Source organism: Sneathiella limimaris, assembly GCF_012932565.1.
Taxonomy (GTDB): domain Bacteria; phylum Pseudomonadota; class Alphaproteobacteria; order Sneathiellales; family Sneathiellaceae; genus Sneathiella; species Sneathiella limimaris.
On record NZ_JABBYJ010000001.1, the window covers coordinates 1,317,696 to 1,334,508 of the forward strand.

The 16,813-nt window shown below is 47.4% G+C and carries 16 protein-coding genes; 13 read left to right on the forward strand and 3 right to left on the reverse strand.

Annotation, left to right across the window (positions count from 1 at the left end; genetic code table 11):
• Positions 1–36: 36 nt before the first annotated feature.
• From HH301_RS06390 to HH301_RS06410, 5 genes are all read left to right on the forward strand, one after another.
• Entirely contained in the window at positions 37–177 is a 141-nt protein-coding gene (locus HH301_RS06390) for a hypothetical protein (protein ID WP_169567706.1), read from the forward strand.
• A 46-nt stretch (positions 178–223) separates the two neighbouring features.
• Positions 224–1,957 (forward strand): hypothetical protein, encoded by a 1,734-nt coding sequence (locus HH301_RS06395; RefSeq protein WP_206378201.1) that lies wholly within the window; start codon positions 224–226, stop codon positions 1,955–1,957.
• A gap of 2 nt (positions 1,958–1,959) precedes the next feature.
• Positions 1,960–2,862 carry a site-specific tyrosine recombinase XerD gene (gene xerD / locus HH301_RS06400; RefSeq protein ID WP_169567710.1) on the forward strand — a complete coding sequence of 301 codons (903 nt, stop codon included), beginning with the start codon at positions 1,960–1,962 and terminating at the stop codon, positions 2,860–2,862.
• A 95-nt stretch (positions 2,863–2,957) separates the two neighbouring features.
• Positions 2,958–3,944, forward strand: coding sequence for an HpcH/HpaI aldolase/citrate lyase family protein (locus tag HH301_RS06405; protein ID WP_169567712.1), 987 nt, complete (start codon positions 2,958–2,960; stop codon positions 3,942–3,944).
• Positions 3,945–4,070: 126 nt separating this feature from the next.
• Entirely contained in the window at positions 4,071–5,030 is a 960-nt protein-coding gene (locus HH301_RS06410) for an acetyl-CoA carboxylase carboxyltransferase subunit alpha (protein WP_169567714.1), read from the forward strand.
• A gap of 51 nt (positions 5,031–5,081) precedes the next feature.
• Here HH301_RS06410 and HH301_RS06415 read toward each other — a convergent pair whose 3' ends face one another.
• A complete protein-coding gene (locus HH301_RS06415) occupies positions 5,082–5,927 on the reverse strand; it encodes an SDR family NAD(P)-dependent oxidoreductase (RefSeq protein ID WP_169567716.1) in 846 nt (281 codons plus the stop codon).
• 187 nt (positions 5,928–6,114) lie between these two features.
• On the opposite strand from HH301_RS06415, the gene HH301_RS06420 reads away from it, so the two are divergent.
• Together HH301_RS06420 and HH301_RS06425 are read left to right on the forward strand one after the other, a co-directional pair.
• Positions 6,115–7,347 carry an EAL domain-containing protein gene (locus tag HH301_RS06420; RefSeq protein WP_169567718.1) on the forward strand — a complete coding sequence of 411 codons (1,233 nt, stop codon included), beginning with the start codon at positions 6,115–6,117 and terminating at the stop codon, positions 7,345–7,347.
• Positions 7,348–7,439: 92 nt separating this feature from the next.
• Positions 7,440–8,318, forward strand: a complete 879-nt coding sequence (locus tag HH301_RS06425; protein WP_169567720.1) for a TIGR01459 family HAD-type hydrolase — start codon at positions 7,440–7,442, stop codon at positions 8,316–8,318.
• A 48-nt stretch (positions 8,319–8,366) separates the two neighbouring features.
• Here the strand turns inward: HH301_RS06425 and HH301_RS06430 are convergent, their stop codons facing one another.
• Positions 8,367–9,014 (reverse strand): protein phosphatase CheZ, encoded by a 648-nt coding sequence (locus tag HH301_RS06430; protein WP_169567722.1) that lies wholly within the window; start codon positions 9,012–9,014, stop codon positions 8,367–8,369.
• Positions 9,014–9,400, reverse strand: coding sequence for a response regulator (locus tag HH301_RS06435; protein WP_169567724.1), 387 nt, complete (start codon positions 9,398–9,400; stop codon positions 9,014–9,016). Before HH301_RS06435 ends, HH301_RS06430 begins: the two co-directional genes overlap by 1 nt.
• A 279-nt stretch (positions 9,401–9,679) precedes the next feature.
• On the opposite strand from HH301_RS06435, the gene HH301_RS06440 reads away from it, so the two are divergent.
• The 6 genes from HH301_RS06440 (at position 9,680) to HH301_RS06465 (ending at position 16,812) form a co-directional block, all read left to right on the forward strand.
• The gene (locus tag HH301_RS06440) at positions 9,680–10,114 is read left to right on the forward strand and encodes a MaoC family dehydratase (protein WP_169567725.1); all 435 of its coding nucleotides are present in this window, start codon (positions 9,680–9,682) and stop codon (positions 10,112–10,114) included.
• Between the two features lie 18 nt (positions 10,115–10,132).
• Positions 10,133–11,128, forward strand: coding sequence for a bifunctional riboflavin kinase/FAD synthetase (locus HH301_RS06445; protein ID WP_169567727.1), 996 nt, complete (start codon positions 10,133–10,135; stop codon positions 11,126–11,128).
• A 263-nt stretch (positions 11,129–11,391) separates the two neighbouring features.
• Positions 11,392–14,214, forward strand: coding sequence for an isoleucine--tRNA ligase (ileS, locus tag HH301_RS06450; protein ID WP_169567729.1), 2,823 nt, complete (start codon positions 11,392–11,394; stop codon positions 14,212–14,214).
• A complete protein-coding gene (gene lspA, locus HH301_RS06455) occupies positions 14,211–14,696 on the forward strand; it encodes a signal peptidase II (RefSeq protein ID WP_206378202.1) in 486 nt (161 codons plus the stop codon). Before ileS ends, lspA begins: the two co-directional genes overlap by 4 nt.
• 17 nt (positions 14,697–14,713) lie before the next feature.
• The gene (locus HH301_RS06460; RefSeq protein WP_169567731.1) at positions 14,714–15,304 is read left to right on the forward strand and encodes a DUF3035 domain-containing protein; all 591 of its coding nucleotides are present in this window, start codon (positions 14,714–14,716) and stop codon (positions 15,302–15,304) included.
• 149 nt (positions 15,305–15,453) lie between these two features.
• Positions 15,454–16,812, forward strand: coding sequence for a M16 family metallopeptidase (locus HH301_RS06465; RefSeq protein WP_169567733.1), 1,359 nt, complete (start codon positions 15,454–15,456; stop codon positions 16,810–16,812).
• Position 16,813: the final 1 nt, after the last annotated feature.

Sequence of the window (16,813 nt, forward strand, 5' to 3'; positions counted from 1 at the left end):
TTAATTTTAGGATGCACCAAGAGGTCTATCGGGTAAATGTCAAAATTTTCGCTTTTTCTGCTGTTCCTGATTGCTGCCGTGGTCGTTGGTGGAGGTGTATTCCTTTCAGCATGGGATATTCCAGCACCGACAGTCCCTGTTGAGAGGGTAATTCCCAATGATCAGTTCCCAAGCTAGGCTTATTCTTAGTCGTTTGACCATTTCATTGGTCGGGGCGGTGTTAATGGTAGCCCCGGCTTCTGCGCAGAATAAACCGCGTAGCCTGGTGCCGTCACTGAACCAAGATCAAACGCAACCGGTTCCGTCAGCCGATAATCAAACGCAACCGGAAACCTCAACAAATACAAGGGATCTGTTTGCACCGCAGTCATCCTCAGGTTTACAGGTTCAGTCTCTGAGTGCAGTCCATCCTGCGTCTGTTAATTTAATTTCCGTAGATCAAGGTGGCTTGGGATTTGATTTGTGGAATAGAACGCGCCCAGAAATCATTTCTGAGCTTCTTCTAAAGCTTGCGGCTCCGGTTAAATCTCCTGCCATGATGACTGTTTATCGGAAATTGCTCCTCACTGGTGGTGATTTGCCAGCAGGTGCCCGAAATGCAGATAAGATTATGGAGCTCCGGATCCGCAAGATAATGGATCAGGGCTGGTTTGAGGCTGCAAAAGATTATTTTGCCCGCATTCCAGCTAACCGGCGAACTCCCGCTATTAATCAGCTGGAGGCAGAATTAAATCTACTGGTGGGTAGGGATTTAGAAGCTTGTGCTGATCTTAGGCAACCACTGGATAGAGACTCCAACTCCACATTCTGGGCCAAGCTGGACATATTCTGTAAGCTTGCAAATCAGGATTTTGATCGGGCGGATCTGGAGATTGCCCTGCTAGAGGAAAAAGGAGAGAAGGATCCTCTGTTCTTTTCGCTCGCAGCGGCAATACAAGGGAGCCAAATTGATTTTTCAGAACGAAGCGAGCCATTGAGCCCAGTTCATTTTGCTCTGTTGAAGAAATTAGACGCAGCGTTTCCGAAAATGTTAGTCCAAAATGCAAGTGCCGCCGTCCAAAACGCGATGTTGGCAACGCCAAATCGTATTCAGGATGCGAAGTTAGACATTATTCTGGATGTCTTAGAGAGCGGAAATTCAGTTTCTTTAGCAGCAGATTTTTTAAATCCAACAGAAGCAGCGCCAGCAGCTGAAACCCCACTAGAAGATGACACTCTTGTTTATTCGCGCTTGTTGCAGGCCATTACATTGGCGCAGGCACCAGAAGAAAAAGCGCAACTGTTAAGTCAACTTTGGGAAGAAGCTAAAGCACAGGGTGATCTTTTTGCAGTCTCCAAGGTGACATTACCTGTTTTGGAAAACTTGCAGGTTGCTGCGCAATCTCAGGAATTTATGCGCAAAGCTGCCTCCTTACTTTTGATGAACGGGAAACCAGGTCTAGCCCTACAGTGGGAGCGAGCTAGTCGCCGGGCAGCTATTCAGGGAACCGCTGAAGATCGATTGCAAGCTCGTAAAGATATTAGCCGACTTGATGTTTATGTTTTACTTTCTGGTAAAGACGGTATTGCACGATGGAATAGCCAAAGTTTTACGACATGGCTGGATGCGGTGAAGGAAGATCCTAATGCTGCAAAGAAGGGTGCTTATCTGCTTATGGCAATGGAGGTTTTCGGCTATTCGGTAAGTGAAGCTGACTGGGACCGTCTTCTTTATCTTGAACAGTCTCCCGCTCAGTCCTACAGCAATCACACGTATGAAAATATACTTGTGAATTCAGCATTGAGAAAAGCGAAGGGCAAAACGGTTAGTCTTGGTCTTCTCTCTGTAGGTTCGGAGTCGCCAGACAAGATTTCTCTTACATCCACACGGGCAGTTCTTTCCGCCTTGAAAGCCGTTGGATTACAAGAGGATGCTCGCAAACTGGCGCTTGAGATTGCTATTCTAATGGACCTTTAATCATGTCGCAGCATCTCTTGGAAAATTTCCTGGAAATGCTGGTCCTGGAGCGAAATGCGGCGGCAAACACATGTGACGCCTATCGCCGGGATTTAGAAGATTTCTGCGATTTTCTCTCTGGCACAGAACGGGATTTTACGACAGCCACACAAGAGGATATTAGCAAATATATCCGCTCCATCGCGGCATCAGGGCTGAGCAGTTCAACTCAGTCACGGCGCTTAAGCGCATTGAAACAGTTTTCAGCATTTTTGTTGTTGGAAGGTGTTCGGGATGATGATCCTGCCATGAACGTGGATGCTCCGAAACTAGGGAAAAGGCTACCTAAGTATCTAAACGAGCAGGAAGTGGATCTATTGCTGCAGAGCGCAGAAGGAGACGAGCCTGAGAAAGTTCGTCTCTACGCCTTGCTACAGCTGTTATATGCAACGGGAATGCGCGTGTCAGAGCTTGTTTCCCTTAAATATCCTCCCATGGGAGAAGACGATAACTTTCTGATCATCATTGGCAAGGGCAACAAGGAACGGTTGGTTCCAGTTAATGAAGCTGCAAAAGACGCTTTAAAATCCTATCTTGTGATCCGGGAGAATTTCATGAGCGGCGCGGATCATTCTCCCTGGCTTTTTCCTAGCCACGGAAAAGGTGGGCATCTTACACGACAACGATTTGGGCAGATGTTGAAGGATTTGGCGGTGGATTCGGGATTGCAGCCATCACGGGTATCACCCCATGTGCTCCGGCATGCTTTTGCAAGTCATTTACTTGCGAATGGAGCAGATCTGAGATCGTTACAAAAGATGTTGGGGCATGCAGATATCTCAACGACACAAATCTATACCCATGTTCTTTCTGAACGAATGATCAGCCTGGTGAAGTCTCATCATCCTCTCGCAAATGCAAAATAAATACAGCTATTCTTGACTCTTTTGCGCAGTTGCAGCAATTTCGCAAAATAAAAATCAAGAATAACTGTGTAATCAATGAAAAGAGAGATGCTGCCATGAGCTTTACGATCCCTGAACTTTGCCCATCGCGCCTAAACCGGTGTGAACTTGCAGTCCCGGGTTCCAGCCCGAAGTTTTTCGAAAAAGCTGCGAAATCCGACGCGGATGCAATTTTCCTGGATCTAGAGGATGCAGTTGCGCCAAGCGATAAGGAACAGGCCCGCAAGAATATCATCGAAGCCTTGAACGATGTGGATTGGGGCGACAAAGTTATGTCCGTTCGCATTAACGGCCTTGATACTCATTACATGTATCGCGATGTGGTTGATATTTTGGAAAATGCGGGTGAGCGTCTCGATCTTATCATGATTCCAAAAGTTGGAACTGCCGCTGACATCTATGCGCTGGATATGCTGGCGACACAGATTGAAACAGCAAAAGGCCGCAAGAAAAAAATTGGCTTTGAGCTGATTATCGAAACGGCTTTGGGTATGCAGAATATTCATGAAATTGCTGCTGCCAGTAAACGGAATGAAAGCCTGCATTTCGGCGTTGCTGATTATGCGGCATCTACTAAAGCCCGGACAACCTCAATTGGTGGTCCAAACCCGCTTTACGGCGTGCTAACCGATCCAGCTGAAGATGGAAGCCGGGATTATCACTGGGGTGATATGTGGCATTATGCGATTGCCCGCATGGTTGTTGCCGCTCGTGCCAATGGCCTTCGCGCGATCGATGGTCCTTTTGGTGACTTTTCTGACCCAGATGGATATCGGGCACATGGTAACCGGGCGGCTATTCTGGGCTGTGAAGGAAAATGGGCAATTCATCCAAGCCAAATTCCGCTTGCCAATGAGATTTTTACTCCTGATGAAAAAGAAGTGGCGAAAGCACGCCGGATTCTGGAAGCCATGGAAAAAGCTCAAGCTGAAGGTTCTGGCGCCGTGGCACTCGACGGCGGTTTGATTGATATTGCATCCATCAAACAGGCAGAAGCATTGGTGGCGCAGGCCGATATCATTGCAGCACGGAACGCAGGCTGATCCGGATTGACCCGGAGAATTTGCCGCAACAATAAAAAAATAGGTGGAACGGTTTGTTGACTGAATCGTTCCGCCTATTTATTACTCACACACTGAATAACCTGTTTTAGTGGGTGAGAATTGAAAATGGATAACTTTCTCGATTTTGAAAAACCGATTGCTGACCTAGAAGGCAAGATCCGTGAGCTGGAAAGCCTGGATAGTGGCAGTGATTTGGAAATCAATGAAGATGTTTCCAAGCTCCGCCAAAAGGCGACACAGCTCCTAAAATCCACTTATAGCAAACTCACCCCGTGGCAGAAAACGCAGGTGGCTCGGCACGTGGACCGTCCAAAGCTTTTTCAAATTATTGAACAGCTGATAGATGATTTCACTCCGCTTGCTGGCGATCGCGGTTTTGCCGAAGACCACGCGATCGTTGGTGGAATTGGCCGTTTTCGGGGACGTACAGTCATGGTCATTGGAACCGAAAAGGGATATGACCTGGAAACTCGATTAAAGCATAATTTTGGGATGGCGCGTCCTGAAGGTTACCGGAAAGCCCAGCGTCTGATGAAAATGGCTGATCAGTTCGGTATTCCTGTAGTGACGTTTGTGGATACTTCCGGTGCATACCCAGGTATTGGCGCTGAGGAGCGGGGGCAGGCTGAGGCGATTGCCCGCTCTATTCAGGTTAGCATGGATCTGCGTGTTCCTGTAATCGCATGTATCGTCGGAGAAGGTGGGTCTGGTGGTGCAGTTGCTCTTGCCACTGCAAACTCTGTTCTCATGTATGAAAATGCCATCTATTCAGTGATTTCTCCGGAAGGCTGTGCAGCTATTCTTTGGAAAACTCGAGAAAAAGCTCAGGATGCGGCGACTGCCATGAAGCTAACGGCGCAGGATCTGAAAGCACTAGGTATCATTGACCGTATTGTTGAGGAGCCACTTGGCGGCGCACAAAGGGATGTTGAAGGTGCTATTGAAAAGCTTGGTGATGCGGTTGAAGAAGAACTGAAGGTTCTATCCCAAAAAGAGCCCGGGGAGCTTCGAGAAGGTCGCCGCCGGAAATTCCTCGCCATGGGTCGGCTTGAAGGTGTTGAATAATTAAATTTAGAGTTTGTATTTTATAAGGGGGCTGTTGGCCCCCTTATTGTTTTAGATCCCGGCTTTGCCCTTAAAGGCAATCCCCATGGCTTTTACGGATTCCTGATGCGGCGTCCAGTGACGCCCCCCGATCATTCCACCATCCACGACCAAATCAGCCGCATTGATAAAACTTGCTTCATCAGAGGCGAAAAAGACTGCGGCATTTGCAATATCATTGGGAAGACCCGCCCGAGGGATTGGTTGGGCTTTGGATAGCAACTCGCCAGCGATGGTCGAGGTGTCATCGGCCGCTTCTGCTGAGAGACCCAAAGCCTTTCCGAAAATGCCGGTTGCCGTTGCGCCTGGAGAAATGGAGTTGACCCTTACGTTGCTCTCACCCAGTTCCATTGCAGTGCTGCGGGTTAATTGAAGAACTGCAGCTTTGGCAGAGCTGTAAATCATAGAGGTGGAATAGCCGGCAAGATGTCCAGCAATACTGGCATTATTAATGATGCTGCCAGATCCCTGTTTCTTCATAATAGGAGCTACGTGTTTAATGCCGAGCATGACACCACCGAACAGGACAGCGACAGCCGCCATGGCTTTTTCATAATCAACTGTTTCAATACTGCCGACAGGAGCGGGCCCGCCTGCATTATTGAAAAGGGCATCAATTCGACCAAATTTATCAGCGGTGCCGTTGATGAGGTTTTTGACATCTTCTTCTACCGCGACATCCGCGCGAACAAAATGAGCCTTGTCGCCAAGACGCTTGGAAATTTCATTGCCAGCACTTTCACGCCGTCCTGAAAAGACGACGGTTGCGCCTTCTTCGATAAAGCGCTCGACGGACCTAAGCCCAATGCCGCTGGTTCCACCTGTAATGATTGTCACTTTTCCCTGTAGTCTTCCCATTTTGAACCCTCTTATAAAATTTTTGTCTTGGGATGGTTTATTGTATAATTCACTGATAGGCTATCAAAGGGAAAAGCTGTTAAAAATTTATTTTATGGATGAATTACTTAGCTAAGCTTAGACTAGAGATTATTCTAGAGTGGTATTCGCCAGTACAGTTGAGAAGGCAAGAAAAGGGGAAATAGAGGTGCTTTATCATTTAGTGATTATTGCCGCCTATGCCATGACATCTCTTGTGATTGGTCGGCAACTCCCCGCTTTTATTCCAAACTTAGATCCGATGACTGGTTATTGGGTTGGGGGCTGTTTCTTCCTCGGCTGTGCATTGTTGCATGAGTTTGTTATGCGCAGAGTTGAGCGGGTGGAGCTTCAAAAGGAGATCCGGAACATCAGGCGGGACCTTTCAACTGCGGAAAGTGGTCTCGAGCGTTTTGAGGGGATTCTGGGGGGGATCGCTGGCGAAGATGAAAGCCTAGATGGTTTTGCTGACGATATGAAAATTCTGCGTAAACTTTTGAACCAGTTGTCGCAGGAAATGAAGAAGGGACCCGTCAGCAAAATTCCAGAGGGGGTCGCTCCTGAAAAGCCAAAAGCTAAAGCAAACACGAGGCCTCACCTGGTGGCAGTTCCAAAAGAAGCTGATCATGTTGAGGATCCAGAACGGGATGAAGTCCGAAAAAGCGAAATACTCGAAATTGTTCGCTCTGGGCTACAAGAAAATCGGGTTGATCTCTATCTGCAGCCGATCGTGCGACTGCCACAACGACGTGCTAAATTCTATGAAGCTTTTTCTCGTATCCGGGGACCAGAGGGAGAGATAATAACGCCACGCCAGTACCTTTCCATTGCTGAGGAAGCAGGTCTTGTGGGAACGATTGATAATCTGCTTCTTATTCGGTGTGTTCAACTCATTCGGCGTGTTCGCCAACGCAACAATGAGGTGGGATTCTTTGTAAATGTGTCTGCGCGAACCATGCGGGACTCCAATTTCTTTCATCAGTTCGTCGAATTTCTGGACCGGAACTCAGATTTGACTGAAAATTTGATTTTGGAGTTTGCGCAAGAGGACATTGATAATGCGACGGAGCAGGTTAAAACCGGATTGAAAATGCTCTCTGATATGGGTTTTGTTTTTTCCATGGATCAGGTTGTTCGCCTGGATATGGATTTCAATCAGCTTGCCAAGGATAATTTCAAGTATTTGAAAGTCTCTGCGTCAGACCTCTTGCCGGGTGGCTTCGGCTTGCCAATGAACATCCATCCAGAAGACCTTCATGAAGCCCTTGCACGCGCTGAGGTGGAGCTGATCGCAAGCCAGGTTGAAGATGAAGATACTGTTATCGGATTGTTGGATGCGGATGTGAGCTTTGGCCAGGGTTATCTCTTTGGTGTTCCAAAACCACCTCAAACTACAAACTGATCATTTGCTTGCAATCTTTATCCTCTGCTAAGACCTCGTTAAAATCGAGCCATTAACCCTAGCTGACAAAACATGCCACGAAAGAAGAACTTATGACATTTCGGATTGTTCCGGGACTTGCGGATTTTGCTGAAAATTACGAAGCCTACATTCTGGATTTATGGGGCGTTGTCCATAATGGGCTGGAACCATACCCTGGAGTGCTAGAATGTATGGCGAAACTTCGAGAGAATGGTCGGAAAATTCTTCTATTATCCAATGCACCCAGGACCAGCAATTTCGTTCAAGATTTTCTGGAGAATATAGGCGTGGATCGGGATGTCTATGACTTAATTCTGACGTCTGGAGACATGACGCGCATGATACTGGAAGACAAAAGGTTTCCATATCTGGAAGGGGAAAGTAAGGCTTTCTATCAATTTGGTGCCGAACGGGATAAAGGCTTAGAGGATGGTCTGGACTACCGGAAAGTTGATAAACTTGCTGAGGCAGATTTTGTGATTTGTACCGGCCTCGCTGATGACGAAACTGAAACACCTGAACATTACCGCGCTCTTTTAACTGAGGCGGCAGAGTATAAACTCCCAATGATCTGCGCAAATCCGGACTTAACGGTAATGCGGGGAGTTAACATGCATTATTGTGCGGGGTCGTTAGCCCAACTTTACGAAACTTTGGGCGGCGAGGTTACTCTCTTCGGAAAGCCATATCCCTGGGCCTATAAACTTGCAATGGAAAAGCTGGATGTCTCTGACCCGAGCAAGATTTTAGCTGTTGGGGACAGTATGAGAACCGACATTAAAGGGGCAACAGGCGCAGGCATTGATTGTGTTCTCGTAAGCGGGGGCATCCATGCTGAGGAATGGGGACTTGTTGAGGGGGATATTCCGACAAATCATCAAGTGGAGGATCTTGTTTCTCAACATGGTATTGCCCCGACATTTGTAACCGGCCATATGATTTGGGCATAAAAAAACCGCCTGAAGATCAAGCGGTTTTTGAACTTAAGTTTTCAAGTCCTAATTAAATAAGGCGTCTATATCGTCCTGATCAATTGACTCGTCGGCGGCAGGCAGAGGCTTGTTCGCTTTTTTCTCTGACTTTTCAGAAGTTTCTGCTTCGTCAGATTTTGCTTCACCTTCTACGGCTGGGCCGTTGTCGAACATACTGTCTACAAAGTCCTGATCAATGCCTTCACCCGCAAGCGCCGGACCATTCAAGAGGGATGCCTCTTCATCAGTCTCTGCAGATTCACTTTGGGCAGCGTCTTCGTCATGACCCCAGGCGGATGTCAGTTTGTCTAGGTATGTTTCAATATATTCGAGTGTTGAAACAACTTTGCTGATTCGCTGACCCGTAATGTCTTGGAAGGAACAAGCTTCGAAGATTTCCATGCATGCGTCGTTGACAACGTCGGCATCAGTCACTTTAGCAGACAGAATTTTCTCTGTGGCTTCCATGATCTGGTTCGTTGCAGACTCCGTTGCTTCCACAATCGCATCAAGTTCTTTGCCTGCTCTTGGGAGCTTATCTTGTTTTAGATCTTTTGGGCGGATCTGAGAAATCTCAGATCGCGCCGAAACGATAAAGGTTACAAGATCTCGGCAATCTGCATGCAGACTATTGATCTCTGCTCGAAGCGCTGTGACTTCATCCTGCGGGACCATTAGAAGTCGCCCAGAACCGCCGACATTTTTGTTTTCAAAGTTGCAGCGTTAAATGGTTTCACAATGTAGTTGTTCACGCCTGCTTTTTTCGCAGCGATCACATTCTCTGTTTTGGATTCAGCTGTGATCATAATGAACGGAGTATCTTTTAAGGCTTCGTCTTTACGAACTTCCTGAAGCAGTTGGTAGCCCGTCATCGGCTCCATATTCCAGTCAGAAATAACTAAGCCATATTTGGAGGTCCGCATTTTCGCTAATGCCTGTGACCCGTCCGTAGCTTCGTCTACGTTATCAAAACCAAGCTGTTTCAGCAGGTTGCGAATGATGCGCAACATGGTCTTGTAGTCATCGATGATCAGGATCGGCATCTTCATGTCGACGGCCATTGAAATACCCTCTTTAAATTCTATTTTCTACCATACAAGATGAGATCCACCGGACGGGGGTGGAACAATCATGAGCCAACATTACGGTTGGAAACTAAAAAAATGGTTAATGTCAGTGGTAACAAATCGAATTTAAATAAATTTCGAATATAAGCTGATTAAAACTCTTCAATCTTCGATAACTGTCTGCAAAAGAATGTCAAATTCATTGGATTTGCTTGCGGTGACTCACCTTTCCCCCCTATATTGCATCGCAAAAATAAAGCAATAGAGGGCCGAATGTCTGAGTTTGAAAAGTTACACGGTTATTTCCTGGAGGATTTAAGTGTAGGAATGACCGAAATGTTCGCCAAAACCGTGACCGAAGCAGACATCGTTATGTTTGCGGGGGTGTCTGGCGATACAAATCCCGTCCATTTGAATGCTGAGTTTGCTGAGCAGACAATGTTTAAGGAGCGGATTGCTCACGGTATGTTGTCGGCGAGTTTGATCTCCACAGTTTTTGGAACCAAGTTGCCAGGACCTGGCGCTATTTATATGAATCAAACCCTGAATTTTAAGGCACCCGTTTGTATCGGTGATACAGTGGTTGCCAAGGTTGAGCTTCGGGAAATCAATGGTCGCCGCGTAACTTTTGACTGTGTCTGCGCCGTAGGAGATACTGTCGTGCTTGACGGTGAAGCTACCTTAATGGTTGCTAAAAAACCTTCTTAAGGTCAGGCGGAGTAATAGATGGAAATCCAAAGACGGTATAGGGACGTTCCCGATGACCTAAAAGGGGCGGTTCTCGCAATTGGAAATTTTGATGGGGTTCATTTGGGGCACCAAGCTGTAATCGGGCAGGCTCAGAAGATCGCGGCGGAGCTTGATGTTAAGTCTGGTGTTTTAACGTTTGAACCTCACCCGAGAGAATTTTTTGCGCCAGATGCCCCAGCTTTCAGGCTTTCCATGCTGGATACCAGAGCCGCCCACTTAAATTGGCTCGGGGTCGACATAATGGCGGCTTTGGAATTTGATAAATCTTTTTCGGAAAAGTCCGCAGAAGCCTTCGTTAAAGATGTTTTAGTCGATGGGTTCGCCGTCTCTCATGTTGTGGTTGGATATGATTTCATTTTCGGCCACAAGCGTCAGGGAACGACTGTTGTTCTCTCTGAATTGGGAAAGAAATACGGTTTTGGTGTGAGTGTCGTTGAACCTGTTGGTGAAAAACAGGTTATCTATTCATCGACCGCAATCCGTAACCTCCTAAGCGAAGGCAATCCCCTAGTTGCTGCCAGTTTGCTTGGACATTGGTGGGAGGTTGATGGCGTTGTGATTAAAGGAGATCAGCGCGGCCGAACAATTGGGTTTCCCACCGCCAATATTCCAATAACTCACTATCATCAGCCCAAACAGGGCGTATATGCTGTGCGGGTTGGAATGACCTCAGAAGACGGTGCGACCTCATGGGTGGACGGTGTCGCAAACTTTGGGAGCCGGCCAACTTTTGATAAAAAGGATGTCCTTCTTGAGGTTCATTTACTGGATTTTGATGGCGATCTCTATGGAAAGAAAATTCGAGTTGCCTTTGTTGATTTTATTCGTCCTGAAATGAAGTTCGGTGGAATTGAGGAACTTGAAGCCCAGATCAAAAAAGATGAGGGCTCTGCCAGGGAGATCCTTTCGCGAGCGGAATGTCGTCAGGATAAGTATGCTGACAAGAAAATGAAGCGGCGGTTAGCTGGCTAAAACGACAAAATCTGGCAGCTATGAATAGTTTGCTCGACACCGATCTAATGACTTGATAAAAAAGGCGCCATGAATTCTCTACGGAATAAAAGGATCTGCTGCCACCGAATAGGCGGCGCGATCAGTCGAATTAGCAACCCGGCCTTAGACAAATAAGGCCGGGTAATATTGTCTGAACATACCGCCTCGGACAATGAAAGAGAATGACCGTATCAAGGTCCCATTTTGATTATGATTAATACTGTTAGGATCAGTTTGCCAAAATGAGCACTGACTATAAACCAACACTATTCCTGCCGAAGACCGATTTTCCGATGAAGGCAGGATTGCCGAATAAGGAACCTGGGTTGTTGGAGCGCTGGAATGAGATGCGCTTGTTCGACAAACTGCGCGAGCAATCCAAAGATCGGGAACAGTTTGTTCTTCATGATGGCCCTCCATATGCAAACGGACATTTGCATATGGGTCATGCTTTTAACAAAATCCTTAAAGACGTGATCAATCGTAGCCAGCAGATGATGGGTAAGAATGCCCATTACGTGCCGGGCTGGGACTGCCATGGTTTGCCAATCGAGTGGAAAATCGAGGAAAAATACCGCAAGGAAGGCAAGAACAAGGACGAAGTCCCTATTAACGAATTCCGGCAGGAATGCCGCGACTTTGCAGAGCACTGGATTAATATCCAGCGCGAAGAGTTTAAGCGTCTTGGGGTTCTGGGTGATTGGGAAAATCCCTATCTGACCATGAGTTTTGATGCTGAAGCGCAGATTGTTAAAGAGCTATTGAAATTTGCCATGAACGGCGGTCTTTACCGGGGATCAAAACCGGTTATGTGGTCGCCGGTTGAGAAAACAGCGCTGGCAGAAGCCGAAATTGAATATCACGATCATACATCCACAACCATCTATGTGCGTTTTCCGGTGAAGTTTGGTGGCGCTCCATTTGAGGGTGGCAGCGTCGTAATCTGGACGACAACACCTTGGACAATGCCAGGTAACCGGGCTATCGCCTACGGAAATGATATCTCATATGTTGGTATCGAGGTGAAATCTGTTACAGAAACATCTCTTGGGAAAGTGGGTGAGAAGCTGTTTGTAGCTGCTGATCTTTTGGAAGAGCTGAAATCTGTTTGTGGAATTGAAGAGGTCGAAGTTGTCTGGCAGGGGTCAGGGAGCGAGCTTAAAGGTGTAACCTGTAGCCATCCGTTTGCTGGGCAAGGATATGAGTTTGATGTTCCCCTCTTAGATGGTGACCACGTAACAGTGGATGCGGGTACAGGTTTTGTACATACCGCGCCGGGACATGGTCAGGAAGACTATGAGGTTGGCCTCAAATATAATCTGGAAGTTCCGCAAACTGTTGATGAGGATGGTACATTCTATATGCATGTTCCCATGTTTGCAGGTGAGCATGTCTATAAGTGCAACGATCATGTTGCTGATGAGCTTGAAGCCGCAGGAGCGCTTCTCAAGCGAGGCAAGATCAAGCATTCCTACCCTCATTCCTGGCGCTCTAAAGCTCCATTGATTTTCCGGAATACAAGCCAGTGGTTCATCTCCATGGAGACCAACTCTCTTCGGGAAAAAGCGTTGAAGGCCATTGACGATACGAAATGGTATCCGAAATCTGGACACCGCCGCTTGTATAGTATGGTTGAAAACCGCCCTGACTGGGTTCTCTCTCGTCAGCGGGCTTGGGGCGTTCCAATCACTGTTTTTGTAAACAAGGAAACCGGTGAGATCTTGCGGGACCCAGACGTAAATGCCCGCATTGCCCAGATCACTGAGGAAGAAGGTTCAGACGCGTGGTTTGATTCCGAACCGTCCCGTTTCCTTGGAAACAAATATGATCCTGCTGATTATGAAATGGTGAAGGATATCCTGGATGTCTGGTTTGACTCAGGAAGTACCCATGCCTTTACTCTTGAGAACCGTCCAGAAATGAAATGGCCGGCTGATCTTTATCTAGAAGGTACTGATCAGCATCGGGGCTGGTTCCACTCCTCCTTGCTAGAATCTTGCGGAACCCGTGGCCGTGCGCCCTATGATGGCGTTCTAACGCATGGTTTTGTGTTGGATGGCAAGGGCCGTAAGATGTCCAAGTCACTTGGAAACATCGTAGCGCCTGAAAAAATCATCAAGCAAAGCGGGGCAGATATCCTGCGACTTTGGACGATTGCTTCTGATTATACTGATGATATGCGCATCGGGGATGAGATTATCCGCACACAGGTTGATAGCTACCGTCGGCTTCGGAACACATTGCGGTTCATTCTGGGTAATCTGTCAGAATGGGATGAAAGCGAACGCTTGGATGTTTCTGAAATGCCTGAGCTGGAACGTTGGGTGTTGCATCGCCTGGCGGAGTTAGATCAGCAAATTCGGGATAACACTTCAAGATATGAATTCAGCCGTCTTTTCCAGGCGATTCATAACTTCTGTACGTTGGAACTCTCCGCATTCTATTTCGATATTCGAAAAGATGTTCTTTATTGTGATGCTGTAACCAGCACGCGTCGCCGGGCCGCTCGTACAGTTTTGGACCATTTGTTCCATTGCTTGACTTCGTGGCTTGCACCGATCCTTGTGTTTACAGCCGAAGAAACTTGGTTGGCTCGTTTTCCGGGCGATGACAGTTCTGTACACTTGAACCTCTTCCCGACCATTCCTGCCGAATGGACCGATGCTAAACTTCATGACAAATGGTCCAAGATCCGCGCGTTCCGGCGTGTTGTAACCGGAGCTTTGGAAATTGAGCGCCGAGAAAAACGGATAGGGGCCAGCTTGCAGGCCGCGCCAACTGTTTATGTTAGTTCAGACTATGCGGCTTTGTTGAAAGACCTGCCGCTTGATGATCTTTGCATTACTTCTGGGCTTGTCTTGAGCGAGGAAACTGCCCCTGCGGATGCCTTCACGCTAGAAGAAGTGGAAGGTGTAGCCGTGGTTCCCGCGCTCGCTGATGGCGAAAAATGTGGTCGTTGTTGGAAGATTTTGGATGATGTTGGCAGCCATGAAGCCCATCCAGAACTGTGTTCTCGATGTGCTGAGGTTGTGGATACTCTTGATGTGGATCTCGAAGCCTCGTGAATAGCGCATCCCTCAAAGGCATCGTTCTTGCGGGCCTGATCATTGCAATAGATCAGGCCTTCAAGATCTATATGGTCGATTTCATGGCCAATCACCCTTTTGGAATTGAAGTGACTTCTTTTTTTCGACTGGTGATGGTCTGGAACAGTGGTGTGAGTTTTGGGATGTTCTCAGGGGGAGAGACAACCCGTTGGATTCTAATTGGTGTTTCAAGCTGTGTAACCGTTGGATTGCTTGTGTGGCTTACTAGAGTTTCCCAAACATTTCTGGCCATCGGACTTGGCTCTGTAATTGGCGGTGCGGTGGGAAATATTATCGATCGGATTCATTTCGGAAAAGTGGCTGATTTTTTTGATTTCGATCTTATCTTTATGAGGTGGCCTGCGTTTAATATTGCAGATATGGCTATTGTTTTCGGGGTCTGTGTCCTATTGGTGGACAGCTTGTTTTTTGACGATAAATCGTCTAAAAAAGAAATCTGATCTTAAAAGGTGGGGAAATGACATCTTCGGGTAAAATTATAGTCGCCTCAGCGCTGGTGGCAGGATCGATGGTTCTGTCTGGCTGCGAAGGCACGCGTCAAGCCCTCGGCCTTGAAGGAAAGAAAGCGCCTGACGAGTTTGCTGTTGTCACGAAAGCGCCTCTGATTATTCCTCCTGATTTTTCATTGCGTCCCCCTAGCCCTGGGCAGCAAAGCCCTCGTGAAGAGGCTGCTAGAACTTCTGCGCGCGAGGCTTTATTTGGTCAGCAGGCACCAAGTGGGGTGATTACACAGGAACAGGCTGCCAAGGCAGGAACTTCAGCTGGTGAGTTGGCTCTTCTTCGGCAGGCTGATGCCGTTGATGTTGATCCTTCTATCCGGCGGATTGTCGATGAAGAGACAAGTGTTCTTGCTGAAGAGGATAAAACACTGATCGAGCGGATCATGTTCTGGCAGGATCAGCCGGAATACGGAACTGTAGTTGACGCCGAAAAAGAGCGTAAGCGTATTCAGGAAAATGCGGCCCTGGGCAACTCACCAAGTGATGGTGGAGATACTCCGACGATTGAACGCAAAAAGAAAGCGTTGCTCGAAGGTCTTTTCAATTAAATTTGAAAACTCCTAAAATCTGAATTTTTTTAGCGTGGTTCACAATTTGGCCACGCTATTTTTGTTAATGAGAGGTTCGCTCTTGTAATGGCAGCTTAAAGTGCCTTTATTAAGAATAGCTGTTGAATAACAAAAGTTCAGGGATCTCCATGCTACGAACCGGTGTTGCCACACGACTACTGTTCGGACTTATTTTCGGTCTGTATATCTCCACCGCCGCTCAGGCAAATATTGATATTCCAAAATTATTCGATCCAAAGACAACTACCCTTGAAAATGGTATGCAAGTCGTTGTGATCGAGGATGATCGGGCGCCTGTCGTGACACATATGGTTTGGTATAAAATCGGCGCGGCTGACGAGCCAAGAGGGAAAGCGGGTATTGCTCACTTCTTGGAGCATCTGATGTTCAAGGGTACCGATAAGTATGGTCCCGGTGAATTTTCCCGTATCGTTGCTGAGCTTGGTGGTCAGGATAACGCTTTTACCTCTCAAGACTATACTGCCTATTACCAACGGGCGAATGTAATGCATCTTCCGCTCCTGATGGAGATGGAGGCGGATAGAATGCAGGGCCTCAAGCTAAATGATGAAGTGGTTGGTGCGGAGCTCCAGGTCATACTTGAGGAGAGATCTCAAAGAACAGACAATAATCCTGGGGCCCAGTTTGGGGAACAGTTGGATGCTGCCCAGTATCTGGCACACCCTTATGGAACGCCTGTTATTGGATGGCGCCACGAAATGGAGGGGCTAACAACACAGGATGCCATAGACTGGTACAAGACCTATTATTCGCCGAATAACGCAATATTGATTGTTGCTGGTCACGTGAAAGCCGAAGAAGTTTTTGAGCTTGCCAAGCGCTACTACGGGCCGAAAGTGCCTCAGTCACTTCCAAAACGGGAACGTATTCAGGAACCGCCTCAATTGGCGAAGAGAACTCTTGAGATGCGGGATAAGAGAGTTCGTGAACCTTCTTGGCGGCAGTCATTTATGGCGCCAGTAGCTCGGACTGGAGATTTGAAAGAAGTTCGTGCTCTTGAGGTTTTGGATGAAATCTTAAGTGGTGGAACCACCAGTCGCCTTTATTCAGAACTCGTGAGGAAACAGAAAGTCGCTGCAGGCGCTGGTTGCTATTACGATTCAGGATCATATGACCCATCGATATTTGTGTTTTGGGCAGCTCCCGTAAATGGTTCCTCTTTGCAGGATGTTGAAAAAGCAGTTTGGAATGTTATCAATGACGTTCTTGAAAAAGGCGTAACAGAGAGCGAACTGTCTGAAGCGAAAGATCGAATGCTTGCAGCGGCGATTTATGCTCGTGATGATCTCAATGGTGCAGCCAATCTTTTTGGTCGGGCATTGACCAGCGGGGTCAAAATGCAAGATATCGTGAATTGGCCCGAACAGATTTCGAAGGTTACTCAGGAAGATATTCTTAGAGCGGCTCGTAAGGTCTTTGATGAGAGGACTTCGGTTGTCGGAAAATTGATGCCGGAGGAGAAATAGG

Coding starts and splice junctions, on each gene's coding strand:
- HH301_RS06435 (WP_169567724.1), bottom strand. CDS start 9,400: ATGGCCGTCGACATGAAGATGCCGATCCTGATCATCGATGACTACAAG.
- ileS (WP_169567729.1), top strand. CDS start 11,392: ATGAGCACTGACTATAAACCAACACTATTCCTGCCGAAGACCGATTTT.
- HH301_RS06405 (WP_169567712.1), top strand. CDS start 2,958: ATGAGCTTTACGATCCCTGAACTTTGCCCATCGCGCCTAAACCGGTGT.
- HH301_RS06415 (WP_169567716.1), bottom strand. CDS start 5,927: ATGGGAAGACTACAGGGAAAAGTGACAATCATTACAGGTGGAACCAGC.
- HH301_RS06465 (WP_169567733.1), top strand. CDS start 15,454: ATGCTACGAACCGGTGTTGCCACACGACTACTGTTCGGACTTATTTTC.
- HH301_RS06425 (WP_169567720.1), top strand. CDS start 7,440: ATGACATTTCGGATTGTTCCGGGACTTGCGGATTTTGCTGAAAATTAC.
- HH301_RS06410 (WP_169567714.1), top strand. CDS start 4,071: ATGGATAACTTTCTCGATTTTGAAAAACCGATTGCTGACCTAGAAGGC.
- HH301_RS06390 (WP_169567706.1), top strand. CDS start 37: ATGTCAAAATTTTCGCTTTTTCTGCTGTTCCTGATTGCTGCCGTGGTC.
- HH301_RS06430 (WP_169567722.1), bottom strand. CDS start 9,014: ATGGTCCCGCAGGATGAAGTCACAGCGCTTCGAGCAGAGATCAATAGT.
- HH301_RS06395 (WP_206378201.1), top strand. CDS start 224: ATGGTAGCCCCGGCTTCTGCGCAGAATAAACCGCGTAGCCTGGTGCCG.
- HH301_RS06445 (WP_169567727.1), top strand. CDS start 10,133: ATGGAAATCCAAAGACGGTATAGGGACGTTCCCGATGACCTAAAAGGG.
- xerD (WP_169567710.1), top strand. CDS start 1,960: ATGTCGCAGCATCTCTTGGAAAATTTCCTGGAAATGCTGGTCCTGGAG.
- HH301_RS06460 (WP_169567731.1), top strand. CDS start 14,714: ATGACATCTTCGGGTAAAATTATAGTCGCCTCAGCGCTGGTGGCAGGA.
- HH301_RS06440 (WP_169567725.1), top strand. CDS start 9,680: ATGTCTGAGTTTGAAAAGTTACACGGTTATTTCCTGGAGGATTTAAGT.